This window comes from Parasphingomonas caseinilytica (assembly GCF_036663755.1).
Classification (GTDB): Bacteria; Pseudomonadota; Alphaproteobacteria; order Sphingomonadales; family Sphingomonadaceae; genus Sphingomonas.
On sequence record NZ_JAXOJL010000009.1, the window covers coordinates 57,150 to 70,689 of the forward strand.

At 65.1% G+C, this 13,540-nt stretch carries 10 protein-coding genes; 5 read left to right on the plus strand and 5 right to left on the minus strand.

Annotated elements, in window-relative coordinates; genetic code table 11:
* Positions 1-91: 91 nt before the first annotated feature.
* The 3 genes from U1738_RS16865 to U1738_RS16875 all read right to left on the minus strand — a co-directional run bounded on the left by U1738_RS16865 (position 92) and on the right by U1738_RS16875 (position 5,694).
* Complete coding sequence (locus tag U1738_RS16865) at positions 92-2,923, minus strand: TonB-dependent receptor (protein ID WP_332790214.1); 2,832 nt, start codon at positions 2,921-2,923, stop codon at positions 92-94.
* A 359-nt stretch (positions 2,924-3,282) separates the two neighbouring features.
* Positions 3,283-4,350 (minus strand): acyl-CoA dehydrogenase family protein, encoded by a 1,068-nt coding sequence (locus tag U1738_RS16870; protein ID WP_332790215.1) that lies wholly within the window; start codon positions 4,348-4,350, stop codon positions 3,283-3,285.
* A gap of 126 nt (positions 4,351-4,476) precedes the next feature.
* On the minus strand, positions 4,477-5,694 hold the full coding sequence (locus tag U1738_RS16875) for an acyl-CoA dehydrogenase family protein (RefSeq protein ID WP_332790216.1): 1,218 nt from the start codon (positions 5,692-5,694) through the stop codon (positions 4,477-4,479).
* A 443-nt stretch (positions 5,695-6,137) separates the two neighbouring features.
* On the opposite strand from U1738_RS16875, the gene U1738_RS16880 reads away from it, so the two are divergent.
* Positions 6,138-7,355 carry an MFS transporter gene (locus U1738_RS16880; protein ID WP_332790217.1) on the plus strand — a complete coding sequence of 406 codons (1,218 nt, stop codon included), beginning with the start codon at positions 6,138-6,140 and terminating at the stop codon, positions 7,353-7,355.
* Between the two features lie 47 nt (positions 7,356-7,402).
* Positions 7,403-8,104, plus strand: coding sequence for a glutathione binding-like protein (locus U1738_RS16885; protein ID WP_332790218.1), 702 nt, complete (start codon positions 7,403-7,405; stop codon positions 8,102-8,104).
* A 179-nt stretch (positions 8,105-8,283) separates the two neighbouring features.
* On the opposite strand, the gene U1738_RS16890 is transcribed toward U1738_RS16885, so the two are convergent.
* Entirely contained in the window at positions 8,284-8,931 is a 648-nt protein-coding gene (locus U1738_RS16890) for a hypothetical protein (protein ID WP_332790219.1), read from the minus strand.
* Positions 8,932-9,081: 150 nt separating this feature from the next.
* Positions 9,082-9,870 carry an SDR family NAD(P)-dependent oxidoreductase gene (locus U1738_RS16895; protein ID WP_332790220.1) on the minus strand — a complete coding sequence of 263 codons (789 nt, stop codon included), beginning with the start codon at positions 9,868-9,870 and terminating at the stop codon, positions 9,082-9,084.
* A 96-nt stretch (positions 9,871-9,966) separates the two neighbouring features.
* Between U1738_RS16895 and U1738_RS16900 the strand changes: the two genes are divergently transcribed.
* The 3 genes from U1738_RS16900 to U1738_RS16910 all read left to right on the plus strand — a co-directional run bounded on the left by U1738_RS16900 (position 9,967) and on the right by U1738_RS16910 (position 13,391).
* A complete protein-coding gene (locus U1738_RS16900; protein WP_332790221.1) occupies positions 9,967-11,496 on the plus strand; it encodes a class I adenylate-forming enzyme family protein in 1,530 nt (509 codons plus the stop codon).
* Entirely contained in the window at positions 11,493-12,266 is a 774-nt protein-coding gene (locus U1738_RS16905) for a thioesterase family protein (protein ID WP_332790222.1), read from the plus strand. The genes U1738_RS16900 and U1738_RS16905 overlap by 4 nt, the downstream gene beginning before the upstream one ends.
* Before the next feature lie 435 nt (positions 12,267-12,701).
* Positions 12,702-13,391: an EF-hand domain-containing protein gene (locus U1738_RS16910; protein ID WP_332790223.1), complete on the plus strand. Its 690-nt coding sequence runs from the start codon at positions 12,702-12,704 to the stop codon at positions 13,389-13,391.
* Positions 13,392-13,540 lie beyond the last annotated feature (149 nt).

Below are 13,540 nucleotides of genomic sequence, written 5' to 3' on the forward strand. Positions count from 1 at the left end.
TAAAAAAAAGCCCCCCGTCCTTCATGTCGGACGAGGGGCTGTCAGTCACTTCATTCCAACACTTTAGTCGGTAACATTATGTTGCTGGCGATCAGAACTTGCCACGCAGCGTAATGCCGTAAGTCCGCGGTTCGGCGAGGAACTGCGAGAACAGCTGGCGGCCACCCGGATACTGGCCGTCCTGGAATGCGGCCGTCGCGGCACCTTCCTGGAACGGCGAGTTGAACGCGACCTGGGCGTAGTTCTTGTTGAAGATGTTCTGGCCCCAGAACTCGATCGCCCAAACCTGGTTCTTGCCGCGCAGGCCCACGCGAGCGTTGAACAGTGCGTAACCGTCCTGCGCCTTTTGCGGGAACAGATCGGACCCGGTGTTGTAGTCGCTGGTCAGACGGCCATCGACATAGAACAATGCCGAGAGGCCGCTGTCGCCGATCTCCGGCGTGAACGACACGGAAGTCGTCGCGACGATACCGGCGGAGTTCGACAGGCGCTGACCCGGCAGCAGGCGAAGCGCCTGATCGAGTGGGGCGCCGGCCGAGTTGCCGACCAGATTGTTGCGATACTTCGTGCTGGTGAACGTGGCACCCATCGACACGCGGAAGTCGCGCGCCGGAACCAACGAGGCCTCCAGCTCGACACCCTGTGCCCGCACGCCGTAACCCACGCTGCTCGCCGCGCAGGCACCGGTCGTCGCGGCCGTCGCACTGTAATTGGCCGCTGCCGGGAACTTGCTCTGGTCGCGATCGCCACCGTTCAGGCTGTCGCTGCAACCGTTGATGTTCTGCACCAGGAAGACCGTGCCGTTGAACGTGTTCAGCTGGAAGTTGCTGAAGTTCTGGCGGAACGCGGCGACGTTCAGCGAGAACGGCCCGGTCGAGTATTTCGCGCCCAGTTCGAACGCGTTGACCGTTTCCGGGTCGAACTGCAGATTGTTGACCAGCGCCTGTGCGCCGCCGGCCGCTGCAAAGGTCGTGGTCGGCACGCCGTTCACGATCTGGATCGGGTTCTTCAATGCCGAACGATCGAGGTTGAAGCCGCCGGCCTTGTAGCCGCGCGCGAAGCTCGCATAGACGAGCAGATCGTCGATCGGCTTCCACGACAGTACGGCCGTGCCGGTGAACTTGCTTTCGCTGCGCTTCGAATTGATCGAGACGCCGTTCAGTTCGGCGGTCGAATTGCCCTGGCAGCCGAGACCGACCAGCGCCGCCGCAAGCGCGCGGCCCGTGGCCGTCGTCAGCGGGTTGCTGATATCGTCGGTCAGCGAGGATTCGAGCCGCGTGCACACCGTGTTATCGTTGCCGAACGTCGCGTTGAACTTCTTGCGTTCGTGCGTGTAACGGCCACCCAGCGTCAGGCTCACCGTGTCGGTAACATGGATGATGTTGTGCGTGAACGCGGCATAGCTGCGGCTGTTCTGCTTGTAGGTATCGTTGGTCGTGCCGAGATCGTTGAGCGAGTCCAGCAGCGTGAAGCCCGCCACCACGTCCGGACCGCTGAGGCCGCTGGCCCCGCCGATCGTCGCCGGGCCCACGCCGGGAACGACGCAGCTCGGGCTCGTCGGCGAATACAGTCCGGCTAGGCCACCACCGGAAATGATGCGGCAGGTGGCGAAGCGGCCATATTGGCTGCCGAAGCGCAGATTGTCGTGCACGGTCAGGTCTTCGTTGGCGAAGAACCCGCCGACCAACCAGTCCAGCTTGCCGTTGAACGCCTCGCCCTGCAGGCGAAGTTCCTGCGTGAAGGTCTTGAACTGACGCGAGGATCCGCCGTTGGCCGCGCGATACAGGATGTCTGCGCTGCTATAGTCCGTGTCCGAACCCTGATCCGACTTATAGTCGCGATACGCGGTGATCGACGTCAGCTTTGCACCGCCGAAATCGTAATCGATCTGCCCCGAAAAACCGTAATCCTTGGTGGTGCCGCCGAAGCCGCGGCCCGGCGTGGTCGAGATCGTACGCGAATAGCCCGCCGACTGCAGCCGATCGAGCGGCTGGCCGAGCGCGGTCAGAACGTTGACGATGTTGTTGCCGTTCGGCAGTCCGGTCGTCAGTGGCGTCGCCGGATCGTTCAGATTGCCGATATACGGATTGACCGAGCGCGTGACGTACGTCGCCGCGCAGCACTTTTCCTTGCGATGCGTGTAATCCGCGATCAGGCGGATCTTCAGGTCCGACGAAGGCTCGAACAGCAATTGACCGCGCACGAAATACCGGTTGCGGTTGTTGACGTCGGTGTTGTTGGCCGGATCGTAATAGAAACCGTCACGCTTGTTGTAGACCGCATCGACACGCGCCGCGATCGTCTCGCTCAGCGGCACGTTGACGTTACCGGCCAGGCGGATGTTGTTGTAATTGCCGTAGGTCGCCTCGCCGCCGGCGCTGATGCCGCTGAAGCTCGGCGACTTGCTGATGATGCTGAGCAAACCGGCGGTGGAGTTGCGACCGCCAAGCGTGCCCTGCGGCCCGCGCAGCACTTCGATCCGGTCGATCTCGCCCAGATCGTTCATGCCGATGCCGGCGCGCGAACGGTAGACGCCGTCGATGAACACCGCGACCGAGCTTTCCAGGCCGGGATTGTCGCCGACCGTGCCGATGCCGCGAATACGTGGCGACGCGTTCGCTTCCGAGCCGGTCGAGGAGACCAGCAGCGACGGTGCGACCTGGTTCAGCTGGCGGATGTCGTTCGCACCGGAATTCTGCAGCATTTCGGCCGACACGGCGGAAATGGCGACCGGCACGTCGGCCAGCGCCTGGGCGCGGCCCTGTGCGGTGACGACGATGTTGCCCTGATCCGAAGTATCGTCGGCCTGCGCTTCGGCCGGAGCTGGCGCGGCGGGCTGGGCCACCTGCGCGAATGCCGGCGTCGCCAATCCCAAAGCCAGGACCGTAAAGGCGCACGCCGACATATACTGCTTCTTACGCATCACTCTCTCCCATATTGGCCGAAGCGCTCACCGGCTCCGTACCTCATCCTCGAAATGACAGGGAGAGTGCGTCCGCGTCAAGCAGAACTAACGTTTCAAAACGCTACTTACGGAGGCGTGTTGCTCAAAAAGCATAGTCGGGAAACTTCCGAACCGGCCAGAACGGACATTCGAAACGGGTGTTTTGGGTGTTCGAAAACCGGGATGACGTAACGTTAACCGTAAGGGCATCCAAATAACCACCCCCGTCATCCCGGACTTGATCCGGGATCCCGCTGCCTTGCCCCGCACCTAGAAGAAGAAGCGGGACCCCCGCCTCCGCGGGGGTGACGAGATGGCGCTGACTGCTTTCCGGCTCCTCAATACCCGTTCAGCCGAGCGAACCGCTCGCGATGAAACGCCGCATTTCCCCACATCGTTTCAAGCACATAAGCCCGCTTCAGATAGAAGCCCGCATCATGCTCGTCGGTCATGCCGATGCCGCCATGCAACTGCACCATCTCGCGGCTGACCAGATGCAGCGTATCGCTGGCGATCGCCTTGGCCAGGCTCACCGCCTGATCGGTATCGCTGCGCCCGGCATCGATCGCCTCCAGCGCGCCTTCCACGGCAGAGCGCATCAGCTCCAGTTCGGTGAACATCTTCGCCATCCGGTGCTGCAACGCCTGGAACGTCGACAACGCCTGCCCGAACTGCACGCGCGTTTTCAGATAATCGTTGGTCACCGAAAACGCCTGCTCCGCCATGCCGAGCATTTCCGCCGACAGCGCAGCGGTGGCGAGGTCGATCACCTTCGCCGTCAGCTCCGGCCCGCCCAGCTTCTCGGCCTTGGCGGCGTCGAACTTCACCTGCGCATGGCTGCGGAAGTCCGCCATCTTGCGCGGCGATCGCGTCACGCCAGCATCGCCGGCGACCAGATACAGCCCGTCCACCGCCGCGACGACGAACACCTGCGCGCTGTCGCCCTCGGCGACGAATGCCTTCGTGCCGCTCAGCAGTCCGCCCGACACGCTCGTCGAGATCTTCGTCGGATCATGGTTCGGGCCTTCATCCACCGCCACGGTCGCAACGACCTCGCCCGCCGCGATCTTCGGCAACCACTCCGCCTTCGCCGCATCCGATCCGCCCAAGGCGATCGCCGCCGCAGCGGCAGCCGTCGAAGCCAGAGGTGACGCGGTCAGGTTGCGCCCCAATTGCTCCAGCACCATCCCGAGCGACAGATAGCCGAACGCCGATCCGCCGAATTCCTCCGGCACGACGATCCCGGCCCAGCCCATCTGCCCCATCTCGGCCCAGGCTGCGGCATCGTAACCCTCCGCCGGCGCGGCATTGCGCACCTTGCGAAACGCGCTCACCGGCACCTCGTTATCCGCCCATTCCCGCGCCATATCGCGCAGCATCGTCTGTTCTTCGTTGAGTACGGCCATGTCAGAATCCTCTTGTCCCAGTAACGTCATCCCGGCTCACGTCACCCCGGCGAAGGCCGGGATCGCCGGGCGGCGCGCGCAGCACCCGCCCCGCAGCGGCCCCGGCCTTCGCCGGGGTGACGCTAACTATTGATGATCCAGCATCCCCAGGATGCGCTTGGCGATCACATTGTTCTGAATCTCGCTCGATCCGCCATAGATCGACACCGCCTTGCCCCACAGCCAGGTACGCGTCTGGTTCAGTTCGTCCTCGCTGAAGCCCTCGCCTTCCCAGCCGAGGCCGTTCATTCCCATGATCTCAATCGAAAGTTCGGCGCGATCCTGTGTGATGCGCGCACCGACATTCTTCATGATCGAGGTCGCGGCGGAAGGCCCCTGATTGGAACGCGATTCCAGCGCCGCGCGCCGCAAAGTCAGCGCGAAGGCCCGGCTGTCCATCTCATGCCGCACGATCCGCATGCGCAGGTCGCTATCGTTGACCCGGCCGGCCTCGTCCGCGCCGCGATACTCCTTGGCCAGCGCGCCCATCGGTTTGCCCGCGAACATCCGCGCCGCCGATCCCCCACCGGACAGGCTGGAACGCTCATGCTGCAAGAGCCGCTTCCCGATCGTCCAGCCCTCGCCCTCGCGCCCGACCAGATTGCCCTTCGGCACGCTGACATTGGTGAAGAACGTCTCGCAGAACGGCGACGAGCCCGAGATCAGCCGGATCGGCTTCACCTCGACGCCGGGCGAGGTCATGTCGATCAGCAGGAAGCTGATGCCCTCATGCTTCTTGGTCTTGTCCGTCCGCACCAAGGCGAAGCACTTGTCCGCCCACTGCCCGCCCGACGTCCAGGTCTTCTGGCCATTGACGATGTAATGGTCGCCCTTGTCCTCGGCGAACATCTGCAAGCTCGCCAGATCGGAACCCGCGCCCGGCTCGGAATAGCCCTGGCACCAGCGGATCTCGCCGCGTGCGATCGGCGGGATATGCTCCTGCTTCTGCGCCTCGGTGCCATATTCCAGCAGCGTCGGGCCGAACATCATCACGCCCATCCCGCCGATCGGGTTCCAAGCGCCGATCCGCCCCATCTCCTCCTGCAACACGCGCACCTCGGCCTTGCCGAGCCCACCGCCGCCATATTGCGCGGGCCAGGCCGGCACGCCCCAGCCCTTGTCGCCGACCGCTTTCTTCCACTGCGCCTCGGCCGGAGACAATTCAGTCGGCCCGTCGATCGCGGACATCGCATTGTCCTTGCCCTTCAGCTCGGGCGGAAAGTTCGCAGCAAGCCAGTCGCGAGCATCCTTGCGAAACGCGTCGGTCGGGTTGACGGGAGCGTCGAGTTCGGCGGCGGAAGCCATGAATCCTCATCCTTTTATGCGAATCTGAATGTCGGGTATGGCGAACGAATGCCACAGAACGCCGCCCAAGCAAAGGGGCGCTGACGCTACCGTTCCCCGGCGCACTCGTTCCCCGGCGAAGGCCGGGGCCCAGTCGCGAAGGTCGAAGTAACTGAGCGTAACGCCCGCCAAAACCGGCGTCACGACTGGACCCCGGCCTTCGCCGGGGAACAAGATGCCAAGCGCCAACTACCGACACCGCTTTTCATAAGAAGTATTGCTCGCACGAAGGCGCGAAGCAGAAGAAGAAATCAGCCAGCGGATCGCGCAACGCGATGGCAACGCACCTTCTCCTTCTTAGTGCCTTTCTGCTTGGCGTCTTCGCGCGAGCTAAAACCTTCTTCTTGCTCCCCCGAAAGCGAAGTACAAACCCACCCGACCGGCAACCGACGGAAGGCCACGACATGCGATTCGATCACCGCGCCGTCCCCATCGTGCTCGCCGCCGTCCTGATCGACACGATCGGCTTCGGCATCGTCATGCCCGTCTTCCCCGCGCTCATCACGCAGCTCGGCCATGTCGATCTCGAACAGGCGACGCGGATCGCCGGCTACATGCTCGTCATGTTCGCGGTGACGCAATTCTTCGCCGGCCCGGTGCTCGGAAACTTGAGCGACCGGTTCGGCCGCCGCCCGGTCCTGCTCTTCTCGATGCTCGCCTTCGCCGCCGATTACGCGTTGATGTCGGTCGCCCCGACGCTCGCCTGGCTGTTCCTCGGCCGCGCCATCGCCGGCGCGGCGGGCGCGGTGTACGGCCCGGCCAGTTCGGTGCTGGCCGACGTCACCCCGCCGGAAAAGCGCAGCGGCGTGTTCGGCCTGATCGGCGCGGCGTTCGGCATCGGCTTCATCGTCGGTCCGGCGATCGGCGGGCTGCTAGCGCAGTTCGGCCACCGTGCCCCGTTCGTCGCCGCCGCCGTACTTGCGTTCATCAACGCTATCGTCATGCTGATCGCGCTGCCCGAGACGCTCAAGCCCGAGAACCGCCGCCCGTTCCACCTGCGCGACGCGCACGTCATCGGCGCGTTCCGCCCGCTGTTCGCCGCCGGCCTCGCCGCGCCGTTGCTGATCGCGTGGTTCATCTGGCAGCTCGCGCACATGATCTATCCCGCGACCTGGTCGTTCTGGGCCGCGATCCGCTTCGGCTGGGATGCCAAGGCGATCGGCTGGAGCCTGGCCTTTGTCGGCCTCGTCATGGCGATCGTGCAGGGCGGCCTCACCGGCAAGTTCATCGCCCGCTACGGCGAACGCCACGCGCTGGTCGTGGGATTGGCGGCGGGCGGCACTGCCTTCCTCGCCTACGCCTTCGTCACCGCCAGCTGGCAGGCATACGCACTGTTCCTCGTCAGCGCTTTGTCCGGCTTCGTCTTCCCGGCGATGAACGGCCTGCTCTCGCGCCTCGTCGACGCCTCGCATCAGGGCGCGTTGCAGGGCGGGATCGGCAGCATGACCAGCGTTTCCTCGATCATCGCGCCCTTGTTGCTGACACAGGCGCTGGCGTTCGGCGTCGATCGCGGTTTCCCCGGCGCGGCCTTCCTGCTCGCGGCGATCTTCGCCTTCGTCGCGCTCGGCATCATCGTGTGGAAGGTGCTGGACCGCGTGCCGCCACCTGCCCCGGTTGCGTAACGATCGGTCGCTCCCCACTTCGCGCGCACCATCCGAAGGAGCATGCGATGATCGACCTGCATTACTGGCCCACACCGAACGGCCACAAGATCACGCTGTTCCTGGAGGAAGCCGGGCTCGAATATCGCGTCGTCCCCGTCAACATCGGCAAGGGCGAACAGTTCGAACCCGATTTCCTGAAGATCGCCCCCAACAACCGCATGCCCGCGATCGTCGATCACGATCCCGTCGATGGCGGCGAGCCGATCGCGATCTTCGAAAGCGGTGCGATCCTGATCTATCTCGGCAACAAGACCGGCCTGTTCAACGGCGGCAACGATCTGCGCGATAAGGTCGAGATCGTGCAATGGCTGATGTGGCAGATGGGCGGCCTCGGCCCGATGCTCGGCCAGAACCACCACTTCACCCGCTACGCGCCCGAACAGGTGCCTTATGCGATCGACCGCTACGTCAAGGAAACCAACCGCCTGTACGGCGTTCTCGATCGCCGGCTGGAGGGCCGCGAGTTCATCACCGGCGCCGATTACACGATCGCCGACATGGCCAGCTATCCGTGGATCATCCCCGAGATCCAGGGCCAGAATATCGACGATTTCCCCAACGTGAAGCGCTGGCACGCCGCGATCAAGGCCCGCCCCGCCACGATCGCCGCCTATGAAAAAGGCAAGGCGATCCAGCCGACCCAGACCCCGATGACCGACGAACAGAAGAAAGTGCTGTTCGGCCAGACGGCTAAGGTCGGCGGCTGACGGGAAACCTCGACCGTCCGCCAAACACGAGTTCCCCGGCGAAGGCCGGGGCCCAGTCGGGAGACAGAAGTGATCATGCGCTGCACGACGTAACTCCGACCTCCGCTACTGGACCCCGGCCTTCGCCGGGGAAGCAATAGAGTGCAAAAAGGGGGCGGCCCGAAGGCCACCCCCACAAATCACTTCTTGGCTGGAGCCGGAGCAGCAATCGGAACCACCGGCGCAACCGCTCCGGCAACCGGCACGCTCGCCACCGGTGCCACCACCGTGATCGGCTTCACCGCAGCCGTGTTGACCACGAACGGCACGTCTTCATCGATGAAGCCCTTAACCGGTGCGCCGAGCGCGATCTTCGCGCTGGTGCCGGTCATGAAGAACCCGGCCGGCAGGAACACAACCGCCGACACGGCAGCAGCCCCGATGCCGCCCGCAGTGCCCTTGTCATCGAACGCACCCGACAGGCGGATCTGCCGCCCATTGACCGTCAGATACAGGATGCGCGCCGCGAGATGGCCCGATTTGCCCCACATGCCCTTGTTGCGCACATCGGTGATCTCGCCGACGGCTGGCGACCCTGCGGGCACCACGACCGATCCGTTGACCGTCATGTTCTCCGCGACTTCCATCTGGAAACGCTGCCCGACCTTCAGCTTCTTGCCCTTGGTCGTCAGTTCCTCGCTGGTCTTCAGCGGCACTGGCGTGCCCACGCGAAGGATGCTCTCGCCGGCGACCGGCTGCAACATCACGCCATTAGCGGACGGCGTCTGTACGACTTCGGTCGCGACGACGGGCTTTACGGTGGCGGCCGGAATGGCAACTTGCGCCATGGCGGTGCCGGAAACGGCAGACGCAACTATGGCGGTAAATACTAACGATCGCATGATTAATTTTCCCCCGGGACAAGATTAGCCCCCGGGGGAGTATTTCGATTAGTCCGATTTTTCTGTCAATCCATTATGAAACGGAAATGACGGGATTCAAATCTCCCGCCCCGGCCGCCGGCTCAGCCCGACATCCAGATGCGCGCCGGCGTCCAGCAGCATCACCTCGCCGGTGATCGCGCGGGCGTCGGGGTCGAGCAGCATCACGATCGGCCCGGCCACGTCGTCCGGCCCCGCCGCGATGCCCAGCGGCGTCTTGCTGGCGATCGAGGCGTTCAGCGCGGCGAACCCTTCCTCGCCCAGCCGTTTCTCGAACCAGCCGGTGCCGACATAGCCCGGCGCCACCGCATTGACCCGGATCGCCGGGGCCAGCGCGCGGGCCAGACTCCGCGTCATCGTCACCAGCGCGCCCTTCGACGCGGCATAGGCGACCGACGATCCGTTGCCGAACACCCCCGCCACGCTCGCCACGTTCACCACCGCACCGATCCCGCCCGCCCGCATCGCCGGCGCGCACGCCCGGATCATCTGGAACGGCGCGATCGTGTTCAGCCGATAGATGTCCACGAAATCCTCGGCATCCAGTGCATCGAGATCCTCGTGATTGGCGAATTTGGTCCGCCCCGAATTATTGACCAGAAAGTCGATCCGCCCGAACGCGTCCACCGCCGCCCCGGCCAGCGCGCGGCACGCCGCATCCTCGACGATATCCGCCTGCACCGCGATCGCCCCGTTGCCGACCTCCGCCGCCAGCGCCTCGGCCTCGTCGCGGCTCGACGCATAATTGATCACGCAGCGCACTCCGCGCTTGGCCAGCCTGCGCACCACCGACGCGCCGATTCCCGTACCGCCCCCGGTGACGATCGCAACCGCATCCTGCATCATCCGCCCCTTCCCGATTCCATTTTTCGAACTTCGCGTATGGCATTTCGCAAGAGGCTGGCCTAGCGATCTCGAACCATCGGAACCGAAAAGGCCTTTATGCCCACTGCCGCCGAGATGCTCGAAAGCGACTTCGCCACCCTCCCCGATCTGATCCGCGCCCACGCCCGGGAGCGGGGCGACAAGATCGCATTGGCCGAGGCCGGCGGAGAACTCGATTATGCCGGGCTGGATGCCCTGATCGACCGCATCGCCGCCGCCCTCCAGCGCGACGGGATCGCGCAAGGATCGTCGGTCGCGATCGTCGCCGCCGCCAGCATCGAATATGCCGCCGTGTTCCTCGGCGCCCTGCGCGCCGGCTGCGTCGCCACGCCGCTCGCCCCGTCCTCCACCGGTGCGGCGCTCGTCGCGATGATCGCCGATTGTGGCGCGCCCATCACCTTTATCGACGCCGACGCCGCAACCACGCTCGCCGGTCAGCACGTTCCCGGTAAACTCGTCCACCTGAAATCGCTAGGCACCTGGCTCGCCCCCGAAGGCGCGCAGCCTGAGCCGGTGACGATCACTCCGGACGACGGCTTCAACATCATCTATTCGTCCGGCACCACCGGCACGCCCAAGGGCATCGTGCAGAGCCACGCGATGCGCTGGGCCCATATCGCGCGCAACGCCGCCGCCGGGTTCGGCGATGCCGTCACGATGATCGCCACGCCGCTTTATTCGAACACCACGTTGGTCAGCTTCCTGCCGACGCTCGGCTGGGGCGGCACCGTAGTGCTGATGAAAAAGTTCGACGCGCGCGGGTATCTTCAATTGGCCGAACGCCACCGCGCCACGCACACCATGCTCGTGCCCGTCCAGTATCAGCGCATCATGGCACTCCCCGATTTCGACGGCTTCGACCTCACCAGCTTCCGCCTCAAGACCAGCACCAGCGCGCCCTTCTCCGCCGCGCTCAAATCGGATGTGCTCGCGCGCTGGCCCGGCATGCTGCTCGAATATTACGGCATGACCGAGGGCGGTGCCTCGACCGGCCTCAACGCCACCGCGCATCCGGACAAGCTCCACACCGTCGGCCCGCCGCTGCCCGGCCACGAAATCCGCCTGATCGATGAAGACGGCAACGAAGTCGCCCCCGGCGAGATGGGCGAGGTCGTCGGCCGCAGCCCGACGATGATGACCGGCTATCACGGCCGTGCGGAGGCCACCGCCTCGGCCGAATGGCACGATGCGGCGGGCAATCGCTACATCCGCCACGGCGATGTCGGCCGCTTCGACGAAGACGGTTTCCTCATTTTGATGGACCGCAAGAAGGACCTGATCATCTCGGGCGGCTTCAACATCTACCCGACCGATCTGGAGGCCGTCTTGCGCCAGCATCCCGCGGTCGCCGATTGCAGCGTCGTCGGCGTGCCGTCCGAGGCGTGGGGCGAAACCCCGGTCGGCTTCTACGTGCCGCACACCGGGATCGACGCCAGCGCGGAGGAAATCCGCCAATGGACCAACACGCAACTCGGCAAGACGCAGCGCCTGTCCGAACTCCATGCGATCGAGGAATTGCCGAGAAGCGCGATCGGCAAGGTGCTGAAACGCGAATTGCGCGATCGTCTTGCGGGGGCGGACGCATGAGCACCCTGCTCGAAATCCTCTCCGCCGCCACGCCGACCGATACCGGCTTCACCGCCAACATCCCCGCCAACTGGCTGCAGGGCCGCACCGCGTATGGCGGCTTGTCCAGCGCGCTCGCGCTCCACGCCGCGCAGGCGATCGAGCCGGACCTGCCCCCGCTCCGCTCCGCGCAGGTGTCCTTCATCGGCCCGCTCGCCGGCGACGTCACCGTCACCGCGACCAAGCTGCGCCGCGGCCGCAACGCCGCCTTCATCCAGTCCGACATAACGTCGGAGGCGGGCCTAGGCTACCGCGCCACCTTCGTGTTCATGGCCCCCCAGCGATCGCGCGTCGATCTCGACGCGGCGGAACCCGCGACCCGCAAACCGCCCACCGCCGACGACAAGCTCTATGTCGGCCCGCCCGAATTCTTCACCGGCAATTTCGAATTCTTCGATTACAAGGACGAACCCGGCGCGGCGACCTGGCTCCGCTGGGCACGGCTGCGAGATCGGTCCGCGCTCGATCCGATGGTCGAGATGATGGCGATCGGCGACGCCCTGCCGCCCGCCGCCTTCAAGCTGTTCGGCAAGGATTTCGTGCCGCTGTCCTCGCTCACCTGGATCGTCAATCTGCTCACGCCCGAGCCCAAGACGACCGACGGCTGGTGGCTGCTTGCCGCCGATTCCAGCTTCGCCCGCAACGGCTGCTCCAGCCAGACGATGGCGGTGTGGAACGCCGACGGGATCAAGGTCGCCGAGGGCATGCAGAGCGTTGCGATCTTCGGGTGATATCGGGCGGCACTGCTGGCCCGGTTCGGTGCTCATATACCTTTGCTGTTCCCCCGCGAAAGCGGGGGTCCAGGGGCCACAAGCGGCATCTTCTATGACCTTGGACTCCCGCTTTCGCGGGAGAACACGTGCGTAAATGTCCGATCTGTAGAAGTCCGACCCAACCCAACCCAAACCAACCCAACCTAACCCGTTCGCCCTGAGCCTGTCGAAGGGCGTGTCCCAAGCAAGGAACAGTGTTCGGGGCACCCGCTTCGACAAGCTCAGCACGAACGGGGGATCGTGGCTCAAACTCATGGATGAGCCCAAATCCCTGCGACAAGTTGCGACACTTTCCCCCACCCCCTGACACATCGCCACGACAGCCCCGGTGCATTACGCTGTTCAGGACGCGGATCGGCTGCGTCATCCGCTGAACAAGGAAATCCCAGGGCCATGAAGATGCTCGTTCTCGCCGCCGCGCTTGCCGGCACGATCTTGGGTGGCACCGCCATCGCCGCCCAGACCACCCCCTCACCCGCACCCGCTGCTCCCAAGCCCGGCCGCATGATGCAGGCCGACGTGAATGGCGACGGCACGGTCACGCGCGCCGAATTCCTCGCCCAGGCCGGCGCGCGCTTCGACGCCCGCGACACCAACAAGGACGGCACGATCTCCGGCGACGAGCTCATCGGCCGCAACGGCCAGATGCGCCCCAACGCCCAGCCGATCACGCGCACCTCGGCGATGGAACGCGCCGCCGCGATGTTCGACCGGCTCGACACCAACAAGGACGGCAAGCTTGATCCGACCGAGCGTCAGGCGATGATGGAGCGCATGGGCAAGATGCGGCGCGGCGGTGGCGGCGAAGGCGCGCCCGGCATGGCACCCACACCAGCGCCCGCCGGCACGGAAGGGCCGCACGCCATGAACGGCCACCGCCACGGCAAGATGCTGGCCAAGCTTGACACGAACAAGGACGGCAAGATCAGCCGCGACGAAATGCGCGCCCAGGCCGACGCTCGCTTCGCAAAGCTGGACACCAACAAGGACGGCTTCGTCGATCAGACCGAACTCGCCGCCGCCCGCGCGACCCGGAAGATGCACGCCCCCGGCGCCATGCCCCCGCCGCCGGTCGGGCAGTAGTCGCGCCGCTTACCTTCACTGTTCCCCCGCGGAAGCGGGGGTCCAGGGCCACAGCCGCATCACTTGCGACCCTGGGCTCCCGCTTTCGCGGGAGAACACATGCGTGGAGGCCCGCCGGCTGCCTAATCGAACGCCTCGCCCCTGCCCGG